This is a genomic window from Mesorhizobium sp. M0698 (genome assembly GCF_040320455.1).
In the GTDB taxonomy this organism is placed as follows: domain Bacteria; phylum Pseudomonadota; class Alphaproteobacteria; order Rhizobiales; family Rhizobiaceae; genus Mesorhizobium.
This window is the reverse complement of record NZ_JAMYPQ010000006.1, coordinates 200143-225718: the sequence shown is the minus strand read 5'-3', so window position 1 is coordinate 225718 and position 25576 is coordinate 200143. Positions and strand designations below refer to the sequence as shown.

Here is a 25576-nt window from a genome sequence, read left to right as displayed (position 1 = left end):
TGCCTGTCCGTTTCTTTCGGTTCTGTTCTATTCACCAAGCGCGTCGTCGAGCAAGGCGGCAAGCTGGGCGAGATGCTTCGACATCAATCCGGTCGCCGGCGAGGCGGCCGCCGGCCGGCCGGTATAGCGCACCCGCTGATGCTTGGCGTCGATATGCGCCAGCACCCATTCGAGATACGGATCGATGAACGACCAGGCGCCCATGTTCTTGGGCTCCTCCTGGCACCACACCATCTCGGCATTGCGGAAGCGCGACAGTTCGGTGATCAGCGCCTTGGCCGGGAACGGATAGAGCTGCTCGACGCGCAGCAAATAGATGTCGTTGATGCCGCGCTTCTCGCGCTCCTCGTAGAGGTCGTAATAGACCTTGCCCGAACAGAGCACGACACGGCGGATCTTCGAATCCTTGGTGAGCTTGATGGCCTGGCCCGACAGCAGCTGGGCATCGTCCCACAGCAGCCGGTGAAAGGCGCTTTCGCCCGACATCTCCGGCAGCGTCGATACCGCCCGCTTATGGCGCAGCAGCGACTTCGGCGTCATCAGGATCAGCGGCTTGCGGAAGTCCCGCTTCAACTGCCGGCGCAGTATGTGGAAATAGTTGGCTGGCGTCGTGACGTTGGCGACCTGCATATTGTCTTCGGCGCAAAGCTGAAGGAAGCGCTCGAGCCGGGCCGACGAATGCTCCGGCCCCTGGCCTTCATAGCCGTGCGGCAGCAGGCAGACGAGGCCCGACATTCTGAGCCATTTGCGCTCGCCCGACGAGATGAACTGGTCGAAGACCACCTGGGCGCCGTTGGCGAAGTCGCCGAACTGCGCTTCCCACAGCGTCAGCGCCTTCGGCTCGGCCAGCGAGTAGCCATATTCGAAGCCGAGCACGGCCTCTTCCGACAGCATCGAGTTGATGACCTCGAAGCCGGCCTGCGCCGCCGACAGATTGTTAAGCGGTATGTAGCGTGTCTCGTCGCGCTGGTCGTAGAGCACGGAATGGCGTTGCGAGAACGTGCCGCGCTCCGAATCCTGGCCGGACAGCCGGATCGGATTGCCGTCGAGCAGGATGGCGCCGAAGGCCAGCGCCTCGGCCGTAGACCAGTCGATGCCTTCGCCCGACTCGATCGCCTGGCGGCGGTTGTCGAGGAAGCGGATGATCGTCCTGTGCGCCTCGAAATCCTTCGGCACCTCGGTTAGCTTCTTGCCGATCTCCTTCAGCGTCTTGACCGGCACCGCGGTCTTGCCGCGCCGCTGTTCGTCCTGGTTGTCGGCCGAGCGCAGGCCGGACCAGGCGCCGTCCAGCCAATCCGCCTTGTTCGGCTTGTAGTGCTGGCCGACCTCGAATTCCTGCTCGAGATGCGCCCGCCAATCGGCCTTCACCTTTTCGAGCTCGGCCTGGGTGATGTGGCCTTCCGCGATCAGCCGGTCGGCATAGATCTGCATGGTCGTCTTCTGGTTGCGGATCTTGCGATACATGATCGGCTGGGTGAAGGCCGGCTCGTCGCCCTCATTATGGCCGAAGCGGCGATAGCAGAACATGTCCACCACCACCGGCTTGTGGAACTTCATGCGGAATTCGATCGCCACCTTGGTGGCATGGACCACCGCTTCCGGATCGTCGCCGTTGACGTGGAAGATCGGCGCCTCGATCATCTTGGCCACATCCGACGGATAAGGCGACGAGCGCGAGAAGCGCGGGTTGGTGGTGAAGCCGATCTGGTTGTTGATGATGAAATGCAGCGTGCCGGCGACGCGGTGACCGCGCAGGCCCGACAGGCCGAGGATTTCGGCAATCACGCCCTGGCCGGCAAAAGCGGCATCGCCATGCAACAGCAGCGGCAGCACCTTGGCGCGCTCTTCCAGCGGCACGATCTCCTCGCGGCTGCGGCCGAACAGATAGTCCTGCTTGGCGCGCGCCTTGCCCATCACCACCGGGTCGACGATTTCCAGATGCGAAGGATTGGCGGTCAGCGACAGATGCACCTTGTTGCCGTCGAACTCGCGATCCGACGAGGCACCGAGATGGTACTTCACGTCGCCCGAGCCCTCGACCTCGTCGGGCGCGGCCGAGCCGCCCTTGAACTCGTGGAAAATGGCGCGGTGCGGCTTGGCCATCACCTGCGACAGCACGTTCAGCCGGCCGCGATGCGCCATGCCGAGCACGATCTCCTTCATGCCGAGCTGGCCGCCGCGCTTGATGATCTGCTCCAGCGCCGGGATCAGCGACTCGCCGCCATCGAGGCCGAAGCGCTTGGTGCCCTTGTACTTGACGTCGATGAATTGCTCGAAGCCTTCCGCCTCGACCAGCTTCTGCAGGATCGCCTTCTTGCCGGCGGCGGTGAAGGAGATCTCCTTGTCGGTGCCCTCGATGCGCGCCTGGATCCAGGCCTTCTCCTCGGGATCGGAAATATGCATGAATTCGACACCGAGCGTCGAGCAATAGGTCCGGGTCAGGATGTCGAGCATCTGCCGGATGGTGCCGAATTCCAGCCCGAGCACATTGTCGAGGAAGATCGGCCGGTCGTAGTCGGCTTCGGTGAAGCCGTAATTCTCCGGCGACAGCTCGTTATAATCCTCGAGCGGCTTGGCAATGCCAAGCGGATCGAGATTGGCGTGCAGGTGGCCGCGCATGCGGAAGGCGCGGATCATCATGATGGCGCGGACGGAATCGCGCGTCGCCTGATGCACGTCGGCGTCGGAAAGGGCTGCGCCGTTGCCGGCTGCCCTGTCCTTGACCTTCTTTTCGATGTGCTTTTCGATGAGGCCCCAATTGCCGTCCAGCGCCGAGACAAGCTCGCCATTAGCCTGCATCGGCCAGGAGGGCTTGGCCCATGACGCGCCCTTGGCATTCCTGCGTACGTCGCCGGCGTCGTCCTTCAGCGCCGCGAAGAAGTCCTGCCATTCGGGATCGACCGACGCGGGATCGTCCTCATAGGCGGCATAGAGCGCGTCGATGTAATCTGCATTGCCGCCATAGAGGAAAGAGGTAAGCGAAAACTGGTCGTTGGCCTGATCTTGTCTTGCCATGTCACTGTCGAAGCCTTTGCTTCGTCTCCTTTGTTGGAGGGGAGTAAGGGAATAGGGGAGTAAGGGAGTAGGGCAAATGCCCTCGTCTTGTTCCTTACTCCCCTATTCCCGTACTCCCTTACTCCCCTATTCCCTTGATCGCCTCGACCAGCGTCGTACCCAGCCGGGCCGGCGATGGCGAAACCTTGATGCCGGCCGATTCCATCGCCGCGATCTTGTCTTCCGCGCCGCCCTTGCCGCCGGAGATGACCGCGCCCGCATGGCCCATGGTGCGGCCCGCCGGCGCGGTGCGCCCGGCGATGAAGCCGGCCATCGGCTTGCTGCGGCCGCGCTTTGCCTCGTCCTTGAGGAACTGCGCGGCGTCTTCCTCGGCCGAACCGCCGATTTCACCGATCATGATGATCGACTTGGTCTCGTCGTCGGCGAGGAACATCTCCAGCACGTCGATGAACTCGGTGCCTTTGACCGGATCGCCGCCGATGCCGACGGCGGTGGTCTGGCCGAGGCCGACATTGGTGGTCTGGAACACCGCCTCATAGGTAAGCGTTCCCGAGCGGGAAACAACGCCGACCGAGCCCTTGCGGAAGATGTTGCCGGGCATGATGCCTATCTTGCATTCGTCGGGGGTCAGCACGCCCGGGCAGTTCGGCCCGATCAGCCGCGACGTCGAACGGTCGAGCCTCGCCTTGACCTTGATCATGTCCATCACCGGTATGCCCTCGGTGATGCAGACGATCAGCGGGATCTCGGCCTCGATCGCTTCCAGGATCGCTTCGGCAGCACCCGCCGGCGGCACGTAGACGACCGAAGCGTTGGCGCCGGTCCTGGCCTTGCCTTCGGCTACGGTGGCGAAGATCGGCAGTGCCTCGCCCTTGGCGCCGGTCCAGGTTTCGCCGCCCTTCTTGGGGTGGATGCCGCCGACCATTTTCGTGCCGTGATAGGCCAGCGCCTGTTCAGTGTGGAACGTGCCGGTCTTGCCGGTCAGGCCCTGCACCAGCACCTTGGTGTTCTTATCGACGAGAATGGACATGGTGGTCCTTTTCAAAAACCGTTGATCGGGGAAGGCCGCGCGCTCATGGTCACAACCGCTTCAGCTCGGCGACGGTAAGGTCGCTTTTGGCATTGCCGGTGTTGAGCGTCGTTGCCGGCTCGAACATCAGCACCACCGGCTCCTCGCTTAGCGAGCGCGGCCGGTGCTCGACGGCGCGCGGCACGACAATGAACTCGCCGCTGGAAAGCTCCACCGTGCCGTCGCGGAAATCGATGGCGATGCGCCCGCGCAGCACCAGGAACGCCTCGTCCTCATTGTCATGCGCGTGCCAGTCGAAGACGTCGCCGAACTTGGCGATCTTGACCTGGCTGTCGTTCACGTCGCCGGCGATATGCGGATCGAAGACCTTCTTGATCTTCTGATCCGCCGCCTCGACGAGGTTTATCTTGTGCGGAGGCATCACCTATCGACCTTGACCCTGAAGTTCTGTTTTCAAGCTGGGCATTTTTGGTTTCCGTGAACGACAGCACCGATCCATCGGCCCCCGGCGCGCCGGATCGTCACGATCTGCACCGATAAATTGCCGTTAGATGTTCTCAATTCACCAAGGGACTTGGGGTCATCATCGGCTTGGAAACTGCTGCCATATTTGGTCAGAAGCCTTTTCAGGATCATGTTGGCGGCCAGCTTCGGATCGTTGGTGCCGAAGGAGACCAGGCAGTCGCAGCGACCGTTCGAACTCTTGATTGAGGCAACGATTTCCGTAGCCTTGTAGACTTGCAGCCCGTCGGATCCGGCCTTGAACCCGCTTTGCCGGGCAACCGCGTTGAACCGGCCGAAGCTGGGCGCCGTTGCCGGACATAAGTTCATGAAGAGATTGACCCTCTTGCCGATCCAGGCGGGCGACTTCGAACTATCCGCGGCCGCAGCAGCGCTGGCCCAAAAAGCCATGCCGCAGAGCGCTATGGCCAGCAACCGATGCATCAGTCGCCCTTCACCGCCGCGACAATCTTCTTGGCTGCGTCATCGAGGTCATCGGCCGACACCACGTTCAGCCCGCTGTCGTTGATGATCTTCTTGCCGAGCTCGGCATTGGTGCCTTCCAGCCGCACCACCAGCGGCACTTGCAGGCCGACCTCCTTGACTGCTGCGATGACGCCCTCGGCGATGATGTCGCACTTCATGATACCGCCGAAGATGTTGATCAGGATGCCTTTGACCGCCGGATCCTTGGTGATGATCTTGAACGCCGCCGTCACCTTTTCTTTCGACGCACCGCCGCCGACGTCGAGGAAATTGGCGGGCTCGGCGCCATAGAGCTTGATGATGTCCATCGTTGCCATGGCAAGGCCGGCGCCGTTGACCATGCAGCCGATATTGCCGTCGAGCGCGACATAGGCGAGGTCGTATTTCGACGCCTCGATCTCTTTCTCGTCCTCTTCGGTGGTGTCGCGCAATTCGAGCACGTCCGGGTGACGGAACAGCGCATTGTTGTCGAACGACACTTTTGCGTCGAGCACGCGCAGCCGGCCGTTCTTCATGACGATCAAAGGGTTGACCTCGAGCAGGCTCATGTCCTTCTCGACAAACGCCTTGTAGAGGATCGGAAACAGCGTCGCGCCATCCTTGGCGGCGTCGCCGTCGAGTCTCAGTGCGGCGTTGAGCTTCTTCACATCGTCGGCCGTCACGCCCTTTTCCGGGTCGATGGCGACGGTAATGATCTTTTCCGGCGTGTCGTGGGCGACCGCCTCGATGTCCATGCCGCCCTCGGTCGAGACGACGAAGGCGACGCGCCCGACCGAGCGGTCGACCAGGATCGACAGATAGAGCTCGCGCTCGATGTCGGCGCCGTCCTCGATATAGAGCCGGTTGACCTGCTTGCCGGCCGGGCCGGTCTGCTTGGTGACCAGCGTATGGCCGAGCATCTCCTTGGCGTTGGCGACGACCTCGGCCACCGACTTCGCCAGCCTGACACCGCCCTTGGCATCGGGCCCGAGCTCCTTGAACTTGCCCTTGCCGCGGCCGCCGGCATGGATCTGGCTCTTGACCACATAGAGTGGGCCGGGCAGCGCCTTGGCGGCAGCTTCCGCCTCGCTCGCCTTGAACACCGGCACGCCCTCGGCCACGGGTGCGCCAAAGCCTTTCAGCAGCGCCTTGCCCTGATACTCATGGATGTTCATGCGCTATGTCTCCAGCTTGCTTGGCGGGCTTGGTTACCGGCTTACTTGGCCGCGAGATGCGGAGCGATCTTGACGCAGGCGTCGCACAGGCCCTGCACCGCCGCGACCGAATTGTCGAACATCTTCTGCTCGTTCTTCGCGAGCTCGATCTCGATGATCCGCTCGACGCCGCCGGCGCCGATCACCACGGGAACGCCGACATAGGTGTTCTTGACGCCATATTGGCCGGAGAGATAGGCAGCACAGGGCAGCACCCGCTTCTTGTCCTTGAGATAGGCTTCGGCCATGGCAATGGCCGAAGCTGCCGGCGCATAAAAGGCAGAGCCGGTCTTGAGCAGGCCGACGATCTCGGCGCCGCCGTCGCGGGTGCGCTGCACGATCTGGTCGAGCCGCTCCCTCGAGGTCCAGCCCATCTTGATGAGGTCGGGCAGCGGGATGCCGGCAACCGTCGAATAGCGGATCATCGGCACCATGGAATCGCCGTGGCCGCCGAGCACGAAGGCAGTGACGTCCTCGACCGAGACCTTGAATTCCTCGGCCAGGAAATAACGGAAGCGCGAACTGTCGAGCACGCCGGCCATGCCGACGACATGGCTCTTGGGCAGGCCGGAAAACTTCTGCAGCGCCCAGACCATGGCGTCGAGCGGATTGGTGATGCAGATGACGAAGGCTTTCGGCGCGTATTTCTTGAGGCCGGCGCCGACCTGCTCCATCACCTTCAGATTGATGCCTAGAAGATCGTCGCGGCTCATGCCGGGCTTGCGCGGCACGCCGGCGGTGACGATGCAGACATCGGCGCCCTCGATGCCGGCATAGTCGTTGACGCCGGTCAGCCTGGAGTCGAACCCATCGACTGGCGACGACTGCGCGATGTCCAGCCCCTTGCCTTGCGGGATGCCTTCGGCGATATCGAACAGCACGACGTCGCCGAGATCCTTGAGGCCGACCATGTGGGCGAGGGTGCCGCCGATCATGCCCGAGCCGATGAGCGCTATCTTGTTGCGTGCCATGTCAGGATATTTTCCCTTTGACTATGACGGCGCCCAAATCCTTGACGATTTGATGACGGCGTCGGAGGAAGAGGCCGGAATGCTGCGGAACCGCGAAATTCGCCGCACGCAATAGCCCCGGCCGCACAAAAATTCAAACGATTATTTTGGAGTGAGTAATTTCAATCGGTTAGAAACAATGGGAATTACGTAAACGTCAAAATTCTGAAGCCGGCTAGAGGAATTCTACACAATGGCACTGGAAATCAGAAGGCTGTTTCCTGACGATGACGCCCTTGTGATGCGGGTTGCCGATGAAGTCTTCGACGAGCCGGTCAGGCCGGATCGGCTCTCCGCCTTATCTCGCGGAGCCCTGTCATTTCATGGTCGTGGCCCTCGCCGACGGCATCGTCGTTGGCCAATGCGCAGCCGTCATCCACCGCCACCCGGACAAGGTGAGCGAACTCTACATAGACGAGGTCGGCGTGGCGCCGGCCTTTCAACGCCAGGGCATTGCGACGAGGATGCTCGGCGCCATGTTCGCACTCGGTCGCGAGCATGGCTGTGAGGAGGCGTGGGTCGGCACCGAGCCGGACAATGTTGCTGCTCGCGCACTTTACGAGTCGCGAAAAGAGCCGCAGGGGCCGGCGGAGGGGTTCGTCATGTATGTTTATCGGTTATAGGCGCCGGCGGCAGCGGCCCCTTCTGTACTATCCCTCACGCCTGAGCCTGCCGTGCCTCGGTCGATGATCCCTGCGCCCTCTGCCTCTCCGCCCAGTCCTCCAGCCAGTCGTGGCTCTGCATCTCGATCAGCCGCGATGCGGTGCGCTCGAACTCGAAGACTTCGTTGCCGCGCTTGGCCGTATAGAGCTGCGCCGGCGGTGCCGCGGCGCTCATCACCAGCCGTACATGATGATCGTAGAGCGTATCGACCAGCAGGATGAAGCGCTTGGCTTCGTTGCGCTTGCCTTCGCCGAGCACCGGCACATGGTCGATGAAGATGGTCGAGAAACGGCTGGCAATGGCAAGATAGTCGCGGGCGCCGAGCGGCCTCTCGCAGAGATCGGCGAAGGAAAAACGCGCCGCCTCGCCGGCAGCACGCGGCACTACGACGTGCCGGCCCTTCACCGTCAGCATCGTCTCGGCCGTCGGCCTGCCATGCGTCATCACCGCCCACGCGTCGTCGAGCGCATGGTCGGCGGCGGCATCGGCCGGGGTGACGTAGACCGGCATGCGGCTGAGCTTGTCGAGGCGGTAATCCTTGTCGGCGTCAAGCGCCAGCACCTGCGCGTGGCGCTCCAGGATAGCGACAAACGGCAAAAACAACTGACGGTTCAGGCCGTCGCGGTAGAGATCCTGCGGCGCGACGTTGGAAGTGGCAACCAGCACCACGCCATTGGCAAACAACGCCGAAAACAACCTTGACAGGATCATCGCATCGGCGATGTCGGTGACGGAGAACTCGTCGAAGCATAGCACCCAGGCTTCCTCGGCCAGCGCGCGCGCCACCGGCGGGATCGGGTCGTCCTCCTTGGCCGTGCCGTTCTTGCGAGCCTGCCGGTGCTTCTGGATGCGGTCCTGCACGTCGGCCATGAAGTCGTTGGAATGCACCCGGCGCTTGCGCCGCACCGGCAGCAGCTCGAAAAACATGTCCATCAGCATGGTCTTGCCGCGGCCGACGCCGCCATGGATATAAAGGCCCTTGACCGCCTCGTGCACCTCGCGCTTGCGGGCGAACAACCACCCCAGCGCGCTTGATTTCTGCGCCAGCCGCTTTGCCGATATCTCTTCGATCAGCCGGTCGAGCGCAGCGGCGATCCGCTCCTGCGCCGGATCGCGCCCGATGGCGCCCGTCTCGACCAGATGGTCATAGCGCTGCTTGACGGTCGCATGGGTCTGGAGGCCGTCACGCAGATGCATTGGTCACGTCGTTCCGGAGCAATTCCAAGAAAAGTGTGTAGCGGTTTTCTGTCCGGAATTGCGTAAAAAACAAAAGAGGCAATTCCAGGAAAAGTGTGTAACGGTTTTCCGTCCGGAATTGCGTAACAATGGGGGGCCGTTCACTTACCTTGTAAGCGAGATCGGCAGGCCGTTGGAAGTCTGGCCGTCGAATTTCTCGCCGCCCGAAGAATAGAGCCGTGCCAGCGTGCCGCCATTCTCGTCAAAGAGCGTCAGCTGTTTGCCGGCGACGTTCCAGGATTTGATGCCATCGAGCGGCGCCGGGCAATGCAGCGGTCCGGCGCGGTAGCCCGAACCGAATTTGGTCTGCGGCGTCGCCACCTGACAGCTCTGGCCGGACACGCTTGCCTTCCACACGCCGGCGACGCTGGACGCGGTAAGGTCGGCCGCACCGGCCGGCGCCGTCCCGTCCGGCGGCAGCGAGGCGACCTGGGTGTTCTGCGGCGCGGTAGGAAATTTCGACGGGTCGGCCGGGCCGGGTGTCGCCGGTGGCGGCAGCTGGTTTGCAGTCACCTTGCCGGCGGGCGCAGCTTCCAGCGGCGCCGGCTGCTGCTCGTCCATTGATGTGAACCGTGAGGTTGAACAGCCGCTCGCAACGAGCGCGGCCAGCGATACGGCCAGCAGGCCGGTTTTCGAAATTTTCATTCTTCAACCTCCGTCGGATCGGGCTGGGGGTGCCGTCCGCGCAATGTCCCCCTCACCAAGATGGCGAAGGTGGCGAAATTTCAACCCGATATGGTTAAAATACGGTTTGCGCCGGTAATGTTGCAAATTTGTCGCAAAATGCACATTGCCTGAATTGCGTTACGCCTTGGCCGTTTGGCCGACACCTCCGGTTGATTCGATACGGCGCGCTGGCGCCAAATCCTTGGCGTTCACCTCAAATGCTTGTGCGGGCCGGCTCCGGCATTATCTCTTGGGATCAGCAAACTGCAGGGAGCCGATTTCTTGGCCGCGAGAAAGAGAGCCGCCAACCGCTATTACAGCGGGCCGCCCAGCGATCATTTCGACGGCACCTTGTTCTTCAATCCCAACGGACGGCCGCCGGGTCGCTTTGCCGATCTGTTGAAATGGCAATTGAGCCGCGAGCGCTCGAAATGGCCGGCGGCGGATCCGAGCCCGTTTCCACCGGCAAGACCGGTCGAGCGCATCGATGGTGCGGCGCTCCGCCTCACCATGGTCGGTCATTCCTCGCTGCTCGTCCAGACAGCCGGCCTGAACATCCTGACCGACCCGGTCTGGTCGCGGCGTGTCTCGCCGCTCTCCTTCGCCGGTCCGAAACGCGTCAATCCGCCGGGCATCGCCTTTTCGCATTTGCCGCCGATCGACCTCGTGCTGGTCAGCCACAACCATTACGACCATCTCGACCTCGCCACGCTGAAGCGCCTGAAGACAAGACACGACCCGCTGCTGCTGACGCCGCTCGGCAACGACACGATCATCGGCGCTGCCGTGCCCCGTATGCGGCTTTCCGCGCATGACTGGGGCGACCGGGTCGATATCGGCGATCGCGTCGCCGTCTATGTCGAGCCGGTGCACCACTGGTCGGCCCGCGGTACTCGCGACCGGCGCATGGCGCTGTGGGCGGGTTTCGTCGTCGAGACACCCGACGCAAAGATCTATTTCGCCGGCGATACCGGCTTCCACGGTGGCATCAATTACCGGCTGATGGCGCAAAAGCACGGCGGGTTCCGCCTCGCCATCCTGCCGATCGGCGCCTACGAGCCGCGCTGGTTCATGGCGCCACATCACCAGGATCCGGAGGAGGCGGTGCAAGGCATGCTTTTGTGCAACGCCGCCTATGCCGCCGGCTGTCACTGGGGCACGTTCCGGCTCACCAACGAGCCGATCGATGAGCCGCCCAGAAAGCTCGGCGAAGCGCTCGATGCTGCCGGCCTGCCGCGGCAACGTTTTCGCGCCTTGCGGCCGGGCGAAGTCTGGGACGTGCCGGCGGTCTAGCCCGGCGACCGGCCTGACGGCGCAGGCGACCCCAAGGCTTCCATACACCTGGCTATGTGGGCGGCGTCGCGGCCTACATATGAGAGAAGGCCGGAGCCAAAGGTATGCATCCAATGGAGGCCAAGAAAATACAGGCCAGGAAAAGCCGTCACGCCACGCTGTTGAACGGGTGCACCGCGCGAATCGAAAATTGGCAAATCTATCCAGTTGTAGTCGAAGAGGTATCCCGTCCCCCAGATAACCGAGCTGACGTTCTCGCTGCTGATATCCATTGACCGGGCACCGCCGACTTCCGCCAGGATTGGGGTTACTGAATGTTCATTGCCATCGCTGATATGGTCCGAGACTTCACGTTTCTCTGCCAACGCCTCCGCAGCGGAAACAAAATCGTCATAGGATTTGTCGGCTTCAGCTAATATCTGGAAGGCATCAGCGGCCACCAACAGTTTTCCATCGGCGCATCCGAGCACACGTCCCAGCACCGTTCCGCCATCGCGGGCAAAACGGCGGACGTTCATATCGTAACCGCCGTTGACACCGGTTACGACCGTCGAGGGGGGATACCGCTGCTCCGGGAAACTGTCGATGGTGATCTCGAAACGTCCCATTTTGTCGAACCACCACAAAACATCCTTGCCGCGATAGCGCCGAGGCACCCGACGATGGGGGCTGACCGAAAGATAGACATTGCGCCCGGATTGCTGGAGCTCATCGGCTATCTGGCTTCCAGATGCGCCGCTGCCCACCACCAGCACCGCTCCGGGGGGAAGTTCGTCGGGGCTGCGGTAGTTCGAGGCGTGAACCTGGTAAACGGATCGAGGCAAATCCCTTGCGGCCGCCGGTACCATCGAACGCTGGAACGGGCCCGTCGCCACTACGACGTTGCGGGCTCTCATGCTGCCGGTGTTTGTCTCCAATGCATAATCGCCGGTATCCCTGTGCCGGAGCCTCGTGACCTCGACACCCTGGCGAACCGGAGCTGCAATTTTGGCCGCATAGTGCTCGATGAATCGCGTGACAGCGGTGTGATGGGCGAACCCCTCCGGTTCGGGGCCCTGATAAGAAAGCCCAGGAAGCTCTATTGCCTGGTTGATGAATTGAAATCGGAGCGAATCCCAACGCTCCGTCCGCCAGCGTTCGGCAATACGAGCGCGTTCCAACACAACATGCTCACGTTCATGTTGTTGAAGATAGTAGCTCATGGCGAGCCCCGCCTGGCCGCCACCAATAATGATTGTGTCCCAACGCTCGGTCATTGGAAATTTTACCAAGCCGTCGAGACTCAAATATGCAAGTCCCGACTTTCCTATCCGCCGGCCGCAGCTCATGTGCCAGCGAACACGTCGTTTGGATCATTCAATACTATGACACATTGCATCCGTAGCTGCATATCCCAGCCGGGTTCTCCGACCCGCCCCAGCCACCGCCGGCGGAACCCAAGGCCTCGCTGAAGCGTTTGTACGTGTTCAAACCTGTCGGCTGCGAGGTAATCTCATGATCAGGTGGATCATCATTCTTTTGATTATCGCGGCCGCGGCGAGCCTGCTCGGCATGCCGGCACTGGCCGGAGCCGCCGCCACCGGCGCCCGCATCCTCATCGGCATCGTGCTGATCATCTTCCTGCTGATCGTGCTTGGCGTCTTCGCGGTGACCTGAAAATCACGCCGCGCTGGTAATTTCTGCCGCTATCCGCCATATAGGCGCCAAACCGGCAAGAGACCTTTCGATCGATGGCAAGCGCGGCCCCTTTCGCCAAGATGAACGGCATCGGCAACGAAATCATCGTTGCCGATATGCGTGGCCGTGCCGATCGCGTGACGCCTGCGGCAGCCGTCGCGCTTAATGCCGATGCGGCGACCAGGTTCGACCAGATCATGGCAATCCACGACCCCAGGACGCCGGGCACCGCCTTTTTCATCGACATCTTGAATTCCGACGGAACCAGGGCGCAGGCCTGCGGCAACGGCATGCGTTGTGTCGTCCAGGCGCTCGCCGCCGAGACCGGCCAGAAGACATTTGCCTTTGAAACAGTCGCCGGCATCCTCAATGCCGAGGAACATGCCGACGGAATGATCTCGGTCGACATGGGCAGGCCGCGCTTTGGCTGGCAGGACATCCCGCTGGCCGAGGAATTCCGCGACACCCGCATGATCGAGCTGCAGATCGGCCCGATCGATGCCCCGGTGCTGCATTCGCCCTCGGTCGTCTCGATGGGCAATCCGCACGCCATCTTCTGGGTCGACCGCGACGTCTGGTCGTACGAGCTCGAGCGCTTCGGCCCGCTGCTCGAAAACCATCCGATCTTCCCCGAGCGCGCCAACATCACCATCGCGCAGGTGACTTCGCCGGAGACCATGGTCATCCGCACCTGGGAGCGCGGCGCCGGCCTGACCAAGGCCTGCGGCACGGCTGCTTGCGCCGCTGTGGTCGCCGCGTCCCGCACCCGGCGTACCGGCCGCGGCGTCACGCTGATGACGCCCGGCGACGGCTCGCTGCATGTTTTGTGGCGCGACGACGACCACGTCATCCTGACCGGTGCCGCCGAATGGGAATTTTCCGGCAGCTTCGATCCGTCGACCGGGGCGTGGGCGCGCGACACCGAAAGCGCCGCCTGATGGCTCCTCTTGGCAACAAGGGTATCGAGGTCGTCACCTTCGGCTGCCGGCTGAACACCTATGAATCCGAGGTGATGCGGCGTGAAGCCGAAAGTGCGGGCCTCGGCGGGCTCGAAGGCGGTGCCATCATCTTCAACACCTGCGCCGTCACCGGCGAGGCTGTACGCCAGGCCAAGCAGTCGATCAGAAAAGCCCGCCGTGAGAACCCGGCTGCCCGCATCATCGTTACCGGCTGCGCCGCGCAGACCGGCCCGCAGGATTTCGTCGCCATGGACGAGGTCGATCTCGTCCTCGGCAATGAGGAAAAGCTGAAGGCGCATTCCTATCGCGCGCTGCCGGATTTCGGCGTCAACGACACTGAGAAGGCGCGCGTCAACGATATCTTTTCGGTGCGCGAGACGGCCGCCCACATGGTCGACGCCATCGAGGGCCGGGCGCGCGCTTTTGTCCAGGTGCAGAACGGCTGCGACCACCGCTGTACCTTCTGCATCATTCCCTACGGTCGCGGCAATTCGCGCTCGGTGCCTATGGGCGCCGTGGTCGAGCAGATCAAGCGACTCGTCGGCAATGGTTATGCCGAGATCGTGCTGACGGGCGTCGACATGACCAGTTTCGGCGCCGATCTGCCGGGCGCACCGAAGCTCGGCAAATTGGTCAAGACCATCCTGAAGCAGGTGCCAGACGTGAAACGCCTGCGGCTTTCCTCCATCGACTCGATCGAAGCCGACGACGATCTGCTGGACGCCATCGCCACCGAGCCGAGGCTGATGCCGCATCTGCATCTATCGCTGCAATCGGGTGACGACATGATCCTGAAGCGGATGAAGCGCCGGCACAGCCGCGACCAGTCGATCCGCTTTTGCGAGGATGTGCGCAAACTGCGCCCCGGCATTGTTTTCGGCGCCGACATCATCGCCGGCTTCCCGACCGAGACGGACGCCATGTTCGAAAACTCGCTGGAGATCGTCGAGGAATGCGGCCTGACGCATCTCCACGTCTTCCCGTTTTCGCCGCGCCAGGGCACGCCCGCCGCGCGCATGCCGCAGCTCCGCCGCGACGTCGTCAAGCAACGCGCGGCACGCCTGCGCGCCGCCGGCGAGGCCGCCTATCGCCGCCATCTTGCCTCGCTCGCTGGAACGCATCAGTCGATCCTGGTCGAGCGTGACGGCCTTGGCCGCACCGAAGGGTTTACGCTGGCCGCGGTCTCTGCCGGCGCTCCGGGCGACATCGTCGAGGCTGATATCGCCGGCCATGACGGTATCCGACTGATCGCCGCGCCGCTTGCCGCCCGCGCCGCCTGAGAGCGCAAGACATGGCTGGTTTTTTCAAGAAGATATTTTCGTTCGGCAAGAAGGAAGTCGTCGAGGAGCGGCCCGACGAGACCGCACCGCTGCCGCCGATCAAATGGGACGAACTGGAGGCGCTGAAACCGGCCGCCGAGCAGGCCGTCCCGGAGTTTTTGAAACGCGAAGAGTCGCGACCCGAAGTCGAAGCCGTACCTCCACCGCCAGTCGAACCAGAGTTGCCTCCGGCACCCCAACCGGCGCCGGAATCGCAGAAGCCTGAGCCGCCGCCGACCGTTCCACCCGAGCCGGAAACGCCTGCTGAGGAACCGGAGGAGATCCGGGCCGAGCCGCAGCAGCCAGAAATCGTCCCCTCCCAGCCAGAACCTGCACCCGTCGAAGTGCCGGTAGTGCCCACCGAGGCTCCCTCAGCAGCGCCAGCGCGCGAAGTCCCGCCCGCCGAAATACCGCCCCCGATCCGCCAGCCAGCGCCGGCCGAGACGAAACCGATCTTGACCGAGATCGCGCCCGAACCGGAGGTCGTGCCGGCGCCCCACCCTCCCATCGAGGGGGAGGTAACGCCCGAGCCAGAAGCCGTTCCGCAACCATCGCCGGAGCCAAAGCCCGCCCCCGGCAAAGTCACCGTGACCAAGAAGGTCGAGCAGAAAGCCGAGCCGCAGAAGGCGCCCGAACCGGCGCCGAGGCGCTCCTGGTTCCAGCGCATGCGAGACGGGCTTGCCCGCTCTTCCAAGGAGTTGTCGGGCAACATCGCCGGCGTCTTCACCAAGCGGAAACTTGACGAGGACACGCTGCAGGACCTGGAGGATGTGCTGATCCGCGCCGATCTCGGCATGGAGACGGCTTTGCGCGTTACCGACGCGCTCTCCGCCAGCCGCTACGGCAAGGACGTCTCCGACACCGAAGTCCGGACCATCATGGCGGCCGAGGTTGAGAAGGTGCTGACCCACGTCGCCATGCCGTTGGAGCTCGACCTCAGCCACAAGCCGCATGTTATCCTGGTGGTCGGCGTCAACGGCACGGGGAAGACCACGACCATCGGCAAGCTGGCGGCGAAGCTCACCGATGGCGGTCTCTCGGTGATGCTCGCCGCCGGCGACACCTTTCGCGCAGCCGCGATCGAGCAGCTGAAGATCTGGGGCGAGCGTACCAACTCGCCGGTCATTGCCTCGAAGCTCGGCGCCGATGCCGCCGGCCTCGCCTACGATGCATTCGAGCGCGCGAAGGAGGCCGGCTCCGACGTGCTGATCATCGACACCGCCGGGCGGCTGCAGAACAAGACCGAACTAATGGCGGAACTGGAAAAGATCGTCCGGGTGCTGGGCAAGCTCGATCCGGAAGCGCCGCACACCGTGCTGCAGACGGTCGATGCCACCACCGGCCAGAATGCGCTCAACCAGGTCGAGATCTTCCGCAATGTCGCCGGCGTCAACGGCCTGGTGATGACCAAGCTGGACGGCACGGCGCGCGGCGGTATTCTGGTGGCGATCGCGGCAAAGCATAAATTGCCGGTCTATTTCATCGGCGTCGGCGAACAGGTCGACGACCTCGAACCCTTTTCCGCAAGCGAATTCGCCAGGGCGATCGCTGGCGTGGCTTGACGAGCATGATCCCAAAAAGTTGCAGGCTTTTTGGATTGAATCATGCGTAAGAAGGACCCTATGAGCCCACCCATCCTCGAACGCGACCTGTCCGATCCGCGCCGCAAGGCATTGAACCCCGGCCTGAAATTCCTGCTCGAACTCGGGCCTGGCCTGGTGTTCTTTTTCACCACCATCCGCGGTGCGTGGCTTGTCGGGAAGTTTCCGATCCTCGGCCATATCGGCGAGCCTATCCTGATTGCCACAGCGTTCTTTATGGTGGCGACGGCGCTATCGCTCAGCGTTTCGTGGATTTTGACGCGCAGCTGGCCGATCATGCCGTTGGTCTCGGCCATCGTGGTGTTTGTGTTTGGCGCGCTGGCGCTGTGGCTGCAGGACAAGACCTTCGCTTTCATGAAGCCGACAATCATCAACAGCCTGTTCGGCATCACGTTGCTTGGCGGGTTGGCGTTTGGCAGATCGCTGTTGGGCTATGTCTTTGATTCCGCCTTCAATCTCGACGCCGAAGGCTGGCGCAAGCTCACTTTCCGATGGGGGCTCTTCTTCCTTTTTCTGGCTGCGCTGAACGAGGTCGTGTGGCGCAACTTTTCTGAGGAAGCCTGGCTTTATTTCAAGGTCTGGGGCACGATTCCCATTACCCTTGTCTTCACGTTAAGCCAAATGCCGTTGATCCTGCGCCATTCGCTCGAGGACAAGACCGGCAAGGAAGAGAAGGCCGGCAAATAGAGCAATTCCAGGAAAGTGTGTAGCGGTTTTCCCGGGAAAAGCGCGTAGCGCTTTCCCTAGGGAATTGCGTCAGAATAAGAGGAGAGGGGCATGGAATTCATCACCACACGCGACGAGTTGAGGACGATCTACAAGACGCCTCGGCCGACTGACGGCTCGATCCGCAAGGAACTGAAGGCATTGGACGGCCACTGCCGTTCCTTCATCGGCAAGAGCCCTTTCGTGCTGATCGGCTCGTCCGACGGCGCCGGCAATGCCGATGTGACGCCCAAGGGCGACAGGCCGGGCTTCGTAACAGTGCTCGACGAGAAGACCATCGCCATCCCCGACCGTCCCGGCAACAACCGGCTCGACACGCTGGAGAACATCCTTCTCAATCCCTCGATCGGGCTGCTCTTCCTCATTCCCGGCATGAACGAAACGCTGCGTGTCAATGGCGATGCCCGCATCACCGTCGATGCGGCATTGCGTGAGCGGCTGGCGGTCGACGGCAAGGCACCGCAAAGCGTCGTCGTGGTAACGGTCAAGGCCGCCTATATGCATTGCGCCAAGGCCTTCATGCGCTCCGAACTGTGGAAGCCGGAGAGCTGGTACGACCGCGCGACGCTGCCGACGCTCGGCCAGATCCTGCGCGACCAGCTGGCGCTCGCCGATTCGGCCGAGGCGACCGACCGCTGGCTGGACGATGAATACAGGAAGACCATGTGGTAGCGTGATCGGCAACGAATCGCCCAAGCCGGTCTCCATTCCTTTGCTGAACATCCTCGCCATCTCCGGCAGCCTGCGCGCCGCCTCGACCAATTCGGCCCTGGTCGCGGCACTCGCGCAAAACGCGCCGCCGGACTGTCACGTCTCCGTCTATGACGGGCTTGGTCGGCTGCCGATCTTCAACCCCGACGACGAAGGCGAGCGAACGCCGCCGCAAGCAGCGGCGCTGATCGATGCGGTCACCGCCGCCGACGGCGTCATCGTCTCCTGCCCGGAATATGCCCACGGTGTGCCAGGCGGCCTGAAGAACGCGCTTGACTGGCTGGTGTCGCGCGATGCCGCCGTTGGCAAGCCAGCCATGCTGGTGCATGCCTCGCCGCGCTCGCTGTTTGCCCGCGCCGCACTGGTCGAGATCATGCGGACAATGTCTTTTGCGCTCCATGAGGAAGCAGCGCTCGAAATAGCGCTGCTCGGCAAGAAGCTGCTGGAGGTGGAGGATATCTTATCGCAGCCTGAAAACCGGCTGACGATGCGCGATGCCCTATCCGCCTTCGCGGAGTTCATCCGCTCGCGGTGAACGCCGGACCGTGCTTTCGTCATCCCAGGGTCTCCGCGACGGAGCTTCGCTCCTGCTCCGCCCTGGGATGACGACGCTAGGAGCTGCGGCCAATCTGTGCCGGGAACTATCCCTTGCCCCTCCGCGTCTCGACGTCGGTCTCGCCGACGAACCAGTCGCGTGCAGCGACCTCCTCGAAAACCACCCAGACATCATTGTTGGTCAGGCCGGTGACGCTGGTGATGGCCGCTGTCACTTGGGCGGCGATCGCGGCCTTTTTGCCGGCCGGGTCATCGGCAATCACCTCCTTGACCAGGCGGATATTCACGAATGGCATGGTTCCCTCCCTTGCATATGCTTGGCGGCCGCTCAGTAGGTTTTGGCGCCGTTGACCATGAGCCGGACCATGTAGAGGGATGTGGTGCCGGCGATGTAGAGGCAGTTCAGCTTGTTGCCGCCGAACACGCAATTGGCGACGACTTCCGGTACCTTGACCTTGCCGATCAGCGTCCCGTCCGGATCGTAGCAATGGACCCCGTCGGCGGCACTGGTCCAGATGCGGCCGTCCGCATCCAGCCTGAAACCGTCGAACAGGCCGGCGGTGCAGTCGGCAAAGACCTTTTCGCCTGAGACCGTCTTGCCGCCCTGGTCGACATTGAACACCCGGATGTGCGCCGGGTTTTGCGCGCCATGGGTGCGGCCGGTGTCGGCGACATAGAGCTTGCTTTCGTCGAGCGAGAAGGCGAGCCCGTTGGGCCTGACCATGTCGGTGATCACCGCCTCGGTCTCGCTGGTGCCGGGATCGACCCGGTAGACATGGCAGGCGCCGATCTCGCTTTCGGCCTTGTCGCCCTCGTAATCGGTATCGATGCCGTAGCTCGGGTCGGTGAACCAGATCGAGCCGTCGGACTTGACCACCGCGTCATTGGGCGAGTTCAGCCGCTTGCCGCGCCATTTGTCGGCGATGGTGACTACCGACCCGTCATGCTCGGTGCGGCTGACGCGGCGGCCGGAATGCTCGCAAGTAACCAGCCGGCCTTGCCGGTCGACCGTGTTGCCGTTGGAATTGCCGGACGGCTGACGGAACACGCTGACGCTGCCGTCGGTCTCGTCGTAACGCAGCATGCGATTGTTCGGGATGTCGGACCAAACCACATAGCGCCCGGCCGCGAACCAGGCCGGTCCTTCCGCCCATCGGCAGCCGGTAAACAGCCTGTCGACCTGTGCATTGCCGTTGAACAGCCGCGAAAAGCGCGGATCGAGAACTTCGTAGAATTCGCTGGCCATGGTTCCTCCCGGTAGCAGTCGCTTGGCAAGGCGCGATCAAGCCAGCCCACGATCGATATGGCAAGATCGATGATGCGTCAGAGGCATTATGGAAGCGAATGCTGGCCCGGACGGCAGGTCACATCCCGCTAACCGGCTATGCGCCCAGCGCAATGGTGCATTGCAACATCTTATTTTTGCAATGCACCATAACTATGTCATGCTCCGTATCGATCAAGGGAGGAACAACTGGCCGCGAAACGCGGCGCAAAAAGGAAACTCGCTATGATCATCGACAGCCTCATGAGCCGCGCTCGCGCCAGCATCGCCAAGCGCCGGCATTACAACCGCCTCGTCGCCGAAATAGACAGCTTCAGCAGCCGTGACCTCGCCGACATGCGCGCCGACCGCTCAGAAATGCTCTACCAGGTCCACAAGCAGATCTACGGCTGAGTCTTCGGTCGACCTATCACGTTCGTCATCCTTGGGCGTAGCGACGCAAAGCGGAGCAAAGACCCTAGCATGACGAAACGGCGGGCCATCAGCCCGGCATGGCCAGCGCCTTCTCGATTTCGGGCAACAGCAGCGTCCGCGCCGAGTCCGGCGTCAGCGGTCCTACATGCTTATAGGCGATCTTGCCATCCTTGCCGATGACGAAGGTCTCCGGCACGCCGTAGACACCCCAGTCGATCGCCGTGCGTCCGGCCTGGTCGACGCCGATCGCCTGGAATGGGTTGCCGAGATCGCCAAGGAACCGACGGGCGTTTTCCGGCTGGTCCTTGTAGTTCAGCGCGGCCATGACGAAGCGTCTGTCCTGCGACAGCGCCAGCAGCACCGGATGCTCTTCGCGGCACGGCGCGCACCAGGACGCGAAGACGTTGACCAGCGTCACCTTGCCGGCGAACTGTTTTGAATCGAGGCCCGGCAAATTGGTGCCTTCGAGCGCCGGCAGGTTGGTCTGCGGCGCCGGCAGGCCGATCAGCGCTGACGGCACTTCCGACACGTCGCGCCCGGACAAAAGCTGCGCCAGGAACAATCCCGCCAGCCCGAGAAAGACCAGCAGCGGCAGCAGCACGATCAGGCGGCGGCGCGCCGGTGTTTGGGTTTCCGTGCTCATGATTTTACTGCCTTATCGGAGCGCCGGCGCACGCCGGATGCCTCCAGCTCGGCAAGCTCTCGCTTGCGGCCGCGCTGGTCGAGCAGAATCCAGCCGATCAGCCCGCCCAGCACCACGGCCGTGATCGCATAGGCGGCGGTGACATAAAGCGCATGTACGCTCATGCTTTTCGCTCCGCGGCGCTTTCCAACCGGTCCGTCTCACGCCGTTCCAACATGTCTTCTCTTAACGCTGCGCCATCGGCTCCGCAATTGTTCGCCGCGCCGCAGGCATGAGCTGAAGCCAACGCATCAATCCGTTCCGTGCCGTAGCGCCAGCGCCGCCGCCACAGGGCCGAGCACGGCAAGAAACAAGGTCAGCGCGGCAAGAATGAGGAAGGGCTGCAGGAATGGATCGGGGTCCGCCACCGCGCCATAGCTTGCCGATACGCCGAAGATCAGCACGGGAATGGTCAGCGGCAGCACGAGCACCGAGATCAGCAGCCCGCCACGCGGCAACGCCACTGCCACCGCTGCACCGGCAGCACCGATGAAGGTGATCGCCGGCGTGCCTACCAGAAGCGTCAACGCCGTGGCGCCGATGCCGGCCGGCTCCATGTTCATGAACAGGCCGAGCAAGGGAGCGGCGATGACCAGCGGCAGCACGCTTCCCGCCCAATGCGCCAGGCATTTCGTCAGAACGGTCAAGGCCAGCATGTGCCGGTCGTTGCCAAGCACCAGAAGATCGAGCGAGCCGTCCTCGCGGTCGGCCTGGAACAGCCGGTCGAGGCCGAGCAGGCAGGCCAGCAAGGCGGCGATCCACAGGATCGCCGGGCCGATGCGGGCCAGCAGCTTCAGCTCGGGACCGACGCCGAAGGGGATGGTCGCGATAACGGCGAGAAAGAAAATCACGCCGGTAAGCGCCCCGCCGCCGGCGCGGATACTCAGCCGGATGTCGCGCAGGAAGAGGGCTAGCATGATGTGAGATGCTTTCGCCTGTGAAGGAATGCCAACATCAGCCGGTCATCCTCAATTCCTTTCCCTCGATCCCCAGCGGCAAATGCGTCGCCGCAACCACGATTCCCCCACTCTCGAGGTGCTTCCCCATCAATTCGCCGAATCTCTCCTCCGAAGCCTTGTCCAGTCCTGCCGTCGGCTCATCGAGCAGCCACAATGGCCGGTGGCTTACCAGCAGTTTTGCAATCGCCGCGCGGCGGCGTTGCCCGGTCGAGAGATAGCCGAACGGCAGATGGCCGATGCCGCCCAGCCCGACGGTTTCCAGTGCCTCTTCAACACCCGCGGAACCGGCGCCCGAAAAATCGCGCCAGAAGCACAGGTTTTCCGTAACGCTCAGCGCCCTCTTCATCGCGTTGAGGTGGCCGAGATAGTGACAGGCCGAGGCGGCCGACGGAAAGTCCTCGCCACCACCTTCGAACCGCACACGGCCTGCCGCCACCGGCAACAGTCCGGCGACGATCCTGAGCAGCGTCGATTTGCCGGCGCCGTTCGGCCCGGTGACGACCAGCGCCTGGCCATCCCCCAAGGCGAATTCGATGCCGGAAAATACCGTCTCGCCGCCGCGTTCGCCGCCAAGATTTTCCGCGATCAGCCGCATCCGTTCCCCTTCGCCGAACGTTCAGGCGCGGCTTCGGTGCGCCGCAGCAAAAATGGCGATTCCGTGTCTAGAACTATTCCAGAAAATTCTCTATATCCGCATCATCCGTGCCAGCGGTCGGCACGGGAACCGAATTTGCGCCGAACCAGCGCGCGTGCCGCCTTGAACGGCCCGGACGCTTGGGAACGGATAGCGGAAATGGCCGTACCCGCACCTTTGCGCGTGATTTGCATGCCCACTGGCGTCCGTTCCCTTCCGGCAACCGACAGTTAGGGATCGCACGTGTCCAAATCACTCGACAGTTTCAATTGCCGCCGCACGCTGACCGCCAGCGGCACCGAGTACATCTACTATGACCTTGTCGAGGCCGAAAAGAACGGCCTCACCGGTATTGCCCAATTGCCCTATTCGATGAAGGTGCTGCTGGAGAATCTGCTGCGCAACGAGGACGGCCGTTCCGTTACCAAGGAGAGCATCCAGGCGGTCGCCGGCTGGCTGACTGACCGGGGCACCGCCGGCGTCGAGATCGCCTATCGCCCGGCTCGCGTGCTGATGCAGGATTTCACCGGCGTTCCAGCCGTGGTCGACCTTGCCGCCATGCGCGACGCCATGGCCTCGCTCGGCGGCGACCCGCAAAAGATCAATCCGCTGGTGCCGGTCGATCTGGTCATCGACCACTCGGTCATCGTCGACGAATTCGGCACGCCACTGGCTTTCGCCCGCAATGTCGAGCTTGAATATGAGCGCAACGAGGAACGCTACAAATTCCTGAAATGGGGCCAGCAGGCGTTCCGCAATTTCCGCGTCGTGCCGCCCGGCACCGGCATCTGCCATCAGGTCAATCTCGAATATCTCGGTCAGGTCGTGTGGACCAACAGCGAAGACGGCGAGACCACCGCCTATCCCGACACCTGCGTCGGCACCGATTCACATACCACGATGATCAACGGCCTCGGCGTTCTCGGCTGGGGCGTCGGCGGCATCGAGGCCGAGGCCGCGATGCTTGGCCAGCCGGTCTCCATGCTGCTGCCTGAAGTCATCGGCTTCCGGCTCACCGGCAGGCTGAGGGAAGGCGTCACCGCCACCGACCTGGTGCTCACCGTCACCCAGATGCTGCGCAAGAAGGGCGTCGTCGGCAAGTTCGTCGAATTCTTCGGGCCGGGCCTGTCCAACATGACGCTGGCCGACCGCGCCACCATCGGCAACATGGCGCCGGAATATGGCGCCACCTGCGGCTTCTTCCCGGTCGACAGCGAAACCATCCGCTATCTCACCATGTCCGGTCGCGACGAAAGCCGCATCGCCCTGGTCGAGGCTTATTCGAAGGCGCAAGGCTTGTGGCGCGATGCCGGCTCTGCCGATCCGGTCTTCACCGACCTGCTGGAGCTCGATCTCGGCAGTGTCGTCCCGTCGATGGCCGGCCCGAAGCGGCCTGAAGGCCGGGTCGCACTTGAAGACATTCCGGCCGGCTTCGCCAAGGCCATGGAGACCGAATACAGGAAGGCCGCCGAAATCGACAAGCGCTATGCCGTCGAGAGCACGGACTACGATCTTGGCCACGGCGATGTGGTCATCGCCGCCATCACCTCCTGCACCAACACCTCGAACCCGAGCGTGCTGATCGGCGCCGGGCTGTTGGCGCGCAACGCCAACCGGCTCGGCCTCAAGCAGAAGCCGTGGGTCAAGACCTCATTGGCGCCGGGCAGCCAGGTCGTCGCCGAATATCTCGAGAAATCCGGCCTGCAGAAGGAGCTCGACCAGATCGGCTTCAACCTGGTCGGCTTCGGCTGCACCACCTGCATCGGCAATTCCGGCCCGTTGCCGGCGCCGATCTCCAAGACCATCAACGATAAGGGCTTGATTGCTGCGGCAGTCTTGTCCGGCAACCGCAATTTCGAAGGCCGCGTCTCGCCCGACGTGCAGGCGAACTATCTCGCCTCGCCGCCGCTGGTCGTCGCCCACGCGCTGGCCGGGACCGTGACCAAAGATCTGACCACCGAGCCGCTCGGCGACGATCGCAACGGCAGTCCGGTCTATCTCAAAGACATCTGGCCAAGTTCGGTCGAGATCCAGGAATTCATCGAGAAGAACGTCACGCGCGAATTGTTTGCCCGCAAGTATGCCGACGTCTTCAAGGGCGACGAGTACTGGCAGAATGTCAAGGCGCCGGAAGGCCAGACCTATGCCTGGGACGACAATTCGACCTATGTGCAGAACCCACCCTATTTCGCCGGCATGAAGTCAGGCTTCGGCAAGATCGGCGATATCAAGGGCGCGCGTGTGCTCGGCCTGTTCGGCGACAAGATCACCACCGACCACATTTCGCCGGCCGGTTCGATCAAGGCGGCCTCGCCGGCCGGCAAGTATCTTACCGACCACGGCGTCGGCGTCGCCGATTTCAACCAGTACGGCACGCGCCGGGGCAACCACGAGGTGATGATGCGCGGCACCTTCGCCAATATCCGCATCCGCAACCATATGCTGGGCGAGAACGGCCGCGAGGGCGGCTACACCATCCATTACCCCTCGAAAGAAGAGGAATCGATCTACGACGCCGCGATGCGCTACAAGAAGGAAGGCGTGCCGCTGGTCATCTTCGCCGGCGTCGAATATGGCAACGGCTCGTCGCGTGACTGGGCGGCCAAGGGCACCAATTTGCTGGGCGTCCGCGCGGTCATCGCCCAGTCCTTCGAGCGCATCCACCGCTCCAATTTGGTCGGCATGGGCGTGATCCCCTTCGTCTTCGAGGAAGGCACCTCATGGGCCTCGCTCAACCTCAAGGGCGACGAACTGGTCGAGATCGACGGACTGAGCAACATCAAGCCGCGGCAGAAGATGATCGCCAGGATCACCTACGGCGACGGCAGCGTCAAAGAGGTTCCGATCATCTGCCGCATCGATACGCTGGACGAGCTCGACTACTTCAAGAACGGCGGCATCCTGCAATACGTGCTGCGCGATCTGGCCGCTTAAGTGAGTAGGGCAATAAGGGAGTAGGGC

At 62.8% G+C, this 25576-nt stretch carries 26 protein-coding genes; 11 read left to right on the top strand and 15 right to left on the bottom strand.

What is annotated here, in order from left to right; genetic code table 11:
* Window positions 1-27: 27 nt before the first annotated feature.
* The 6 genes from NKI16_RS16025 to mdh all read right to left on the bottom strand — a co-directional run bounded on the left by NKI16_RS16025 (window position 28) and on the right by mdh (window position 7196).
* Window positions 28-3015, bottom strand: a complete 2988-nt coding sequence (locus NKI16_RS16025; protein WP_023679791.1) for a 2-oxoglutarate dehydrogenase E1 component — start codon at window positions 3013-3015, stop codon at window positions 28-30.
* 118 nt (window positions 3016-3133) lie between these two features.
* Window positions 3134-4045, bottom strand: coding sequence for a succinate--CoA ligase subunit alpha (gene sucD, locus NKI16_RS16020; RefSeq protein WP_023679792.1), 912 nt, complete (start codon window positions 4043-4045; stop codon window positions 3134-3136).
* Window positions 4046-4094: 49 nt separating this feature from the next.
* Window positions 4095-4466, bottom strand: coding sequence for a cupin domain-containing protein (locus NKI16_RS16015; RefSeq protein ID WP_023679793.1), 372 nt, complete (start codon window positions 4464-4466; stop codon window positions 4095-4097).
* Between the two features lie 32 nt (window positions 4467-4498).
* Window positions 4499-4990, bottom strand: a complete 492-nt coding sequence (locus tag NKI16_RS16010) for a hypothetical protein (protein ID WP_352593781.1) — start codon at window positions 4988-4990, stop codon at window positions 4499-4501.
* Window positions 4990-6186, bottom strand: a complete 1197-nt coding sequence (sucC, locus tag NKI16_RS16005; RefSeq protein WP_023679795.1) for an ADP-forming succinate--CoA ligase subunit beta — start codon at window positions 6184-6186, stop codon at window positions 4990-4992. Before sucC ends, NKI16_RS16010 begins: the two co-directional genes overlap by 1 nt.
* A gap of 41 nt (window positions 6187-6227) precedes the next feature.
* A complete protein-coding gene (gene mdh / locus NKI16_RS16000) occupies window positions 6228-7196 on the bottom strand; it encodes a malate dehydrogenase (protein ID WP_023679796.1) in 969 nt (322 codons plus the stop codon).
* A 362-nt stretch (window positions 7197-7558) separates the two neighbouring features.
* On the opposite strand from mdh, the gene NKI16_RS15995 reads away from it, so the two are divergent.
* The gene (locus NKI16_RS15995; protein ID WP_352782329.1) at window positions 7559-7858 is read left to right on the top strand and encodes a GNAT family N-acetyltransferase; all 300 of its coding nucleotides are present in this window, start codon (window positions 7559-7561) and stop codon (window positions 7856-7858) included.
* A gap of 34 nt (window positions 7859-7892) precedes the next feature.
* Here NKI16_RS15995 and zapE read toward each other — a convergent pair whose 3' ends face one another.
* Both zapE and NKI16_RS15985 read right to left on the bottom strand, forming a co-directional pair.
* Window positions 7893-9095, bottom strand: a complete 1203-nt coding sequence (gene zapE / locus NKI16_RS15990) for a cell division protein ZapE (protein WP_352923215.1) — start codon at window positions 9093-9095, stop codon at window positions 7893-7895.
* A gap of 144 nt (window positions 9096-9239) precedes the next feature.
* Window positions 9240-9779 carry a protease inhibitor Inh/omp19 family protein gene (locus tag NKI16_RS15985; protein ID WP_352593778.1) on the bottom strand — a complete coding sequence of 180 codons (540 nt, stop codon included), beginning with the start codon at window positions 9777-9779 and terminating at the stop codon, window positions 9240-9242.
* Window positions 9780-10082: 303 nt separating this feature from the next.
* Between NKI16_RS15985 and NKI16_RS15980 the strand changes: the two genes are divergently transcribed.
* A complete protein-coding gene (locus tag NKI16_RS15980; protein WP_352782327.1) occupies window positions 10083-11093 on the top strand; it encodes an MBL fold metallo-hydrolase in 1011 nt (336 codons plus the stop codon).
* Here the strand turns inward: NKI16_RS15980 and NKI16_RS15975 are convergent.
* The gene (locus NKI16_RS15975; RefSeq protein WP_352570017.1) at window positions 11090-12349 is read right to left on the bottom strand and encodes a flavin-containing monooxygenase; all 1260 of its coding nucleotides are present in this window, start codon (window positions 12347-12349) and stop codon (window positions 11090-11092) included. The genes NKI16_RS15980 and NKI16_RS15975 overlap by 4 nt on opposite strands.
* Before the next feature lie 238 nt (window positions 12350-12587).
* Here NKI16_RS15975 and NKI16_RS15970 point away from each other — a divergent pair, with 238 nt between their 5' ends.
* The 7 genes from NKI16_RS15970 (at window position 12588) to NKI16_RS15940 (ending at window position 18621) form a co-directional block, all read left to right on the top strand.
* Complete coding sequence (locus tag NKI16_RS15970; RefSeq protein WP_031195454.1) at window positions 12588-12749, top strand: DUF1328 family protein; 162 nt, start codon at window positions 12588-12590, stop codon at window positions 12747-12749.
* 74 nt (window positions 12750-12823) lie between these two features.
* On the top strand, window positions 12824-13708 hold the full coding sequence (gene dapF, locus NKI16_RS15965) for a diaminopimelate epimerase (RefSeq protein WP_352570018.1): 885 nt from the start codon (window positions 12824-12826) through the stop codon (window positions 13706-13708).
* A complete protein-coding gene (gene mtaB / locus NKI16_RS15960) occupies window positions 13708-15009 on the top strand; it encodes a tRNA (N(6)-L-threonylcarbamoyladenosine(37)-C(2))-methylthiotransferase MtaB (protein WP_031212717.1) in 1302 nt (433 codons plus the stop codon). Before dapF ends, mtaB begins: the two co-directional genes overlap by 1 nt.
* Window positions 15010-15020: 11 nt before the next feature.
* A complete protein-coding gene (gene ftsY / locus NKI16_RS15955) occupies window positions 15021-16610 on the top strand; it encodes a signal recognition particle-docking protein FtsY (RefSeq protein ID WP_352570019.1) in 1590 nt (529 codons plus the stop codon).
* A gap of 60 nt (window positions 16611-16670) precedes the next feature.
* Window positions 16671-17336: a septation protein A gene (locus NKI16_RS15950; protein WP_023679806.1), complete on the top strand. Its 666-nt coding sequence runs from the start codon at window positions 16671-16673 to the stop codon at window positions 17334-17336.
* Window positions 17337-17426: 90 nt separating this feature from the next.
* On the top strand, window positions 17427-18047 hold the full coding sequence (locus tag NKI16_RS15945) for a pyridoxamine 5'-phosphate oxidase family protein (RefSeq protein WP_352570022.1): 621 nt from the start codon (window positions 17427-17429) through the stop codon (window positions 18045-18047).
* Between the two features lie 40 nt (window positions 18048-18087).
* Window positions 18088-18621, top strand: a complete 534-nt coding sequence (locus tag NKI16_RS15940; RefSeq protein WP_352570207.1) for an NADPH-dependent FMN reductase — start codon at window positions 18088-18090, stop codon at window positions 18619-18621.
* A 106-nt stretch (window positions 18622-18727) separates the two neighbouring features.
* Here the strand turns inward: NKI16_RS15940 and NKI16_RS15935 are convergent, their stop codons facing one another.
* Both NKI16_RS15935 and NKI16_RS15930 read right to left on the bottom strand, forming a co-directional pair.
* Complete coding sequence (locus NKI16_RS15935) at window positions 18728-18937, bottom strand: tautomerase family protein (protein ID WP_023679809.1); 210 nt, start codon at window positions 18935-18937, stop codon at window positions 18728-18730.
* 32 nt (window positions 18938-18969) lie between these two features.
* Window positions 18970-19887 (bottom strand): SMP-30/gluconolactonase/LRE family protein, encoded by a 918-nt coding sequence (locus NKI16_RS15930; protein ID WP_352570023.1) that lies wholly within the window; start codon window positions 19885-19887, stop codon window positions 18970-18972.
* Between the two features lie 264 nt (window positions 19888-20151).
* On the opposite strand from NKI16_RS15930, the gene NKI16_RS15925 reads away from it, so the two are divergent.
* On the top strand, window positions 20152-20319 hold the full coding sequence (locus NKI16_RS15925) for a hypothetical protein (protein ID WP_023721879.1): 168 nt from the start codon (window positions 20152-20154) through the stop codon (window positions 20317-20319).
* An 88-nt stretch (window positions 20320-20407) separates the two neighbouring features.
* Here the strand turns inward: NKI16_RS15925 and NKI16_RS15920 are convergent, their stop codons facing one another.
* The 4 genes from NKI16_RS15920 to ccmA all read right to left on the bottom strand — a co-directional run bounded on the left by NKI16_RS15920 (window position 20408) and on the right by ccmA (window position 22576).
* Window positions 20408-20983: a DsbE family thiol:disulfide interchange protein gene (locus tag NKI16_RS15920; RefSeq protein ID WP_352450188.1), complete on the bottom strand. Its 576-nt coding sequence runs from the start codon at window positions 20981-20983 to the stop codon at window positions 20408-20410.
* A complete protein-coding gene (gene ccmD, locus NKI16_RS15915; protein ID WP_352456348.1) occupies window positions 20980-21147 on the bottom strand; it encodes a heme exporter protein CcmD in 168 nt (55 codons plus the stop codon). Before ccmD ends, NKI16_RS15920 begins: the two co-directional genes overlap by 4 nt.
* Before the next feature lie 126 nt (window positions 21148-21273).
* A complete protein-coding gene (ccmB, locus tag NKI16_RS15910; RefSeq protein WP_023679814.1) occupies window positions 21274-21939 on the bottom strand; it encodes a heme exporter protein CcmB in 666 nt (221 codons plus the stop codon).
* Between the two features lie 37 nt (window positions 21940-21976).
* Window positions 21977-22576, bottom strand: a complete 600-nt coding sequence (gene ccmA / locus NKI16_RS15905; RefSeq protein WP_352782326.1) for a heme ABC exporter ATP-binding protein CcmA — start codon at window positions 22574-22576, stop codon at window positions 21977-21979.
* 282 nt (window positions 22577-22858) lie between these two features.
* On the opposite strand from ccmA, the gene acnA reads away from it, so the two are divergent.
* Window positions 22859-25549, top strand: a complete 2691-nt coding sequence (gene acnA / locus NKI16_RS15900; protein ID WP_352570025.1) for an aconitate hydratase AcnA — start codon at window positions 22859-22861, stop codon at window positions 25547-25549.
* Window positions 25550-25576: the final 27 nt, after the last annotated feature.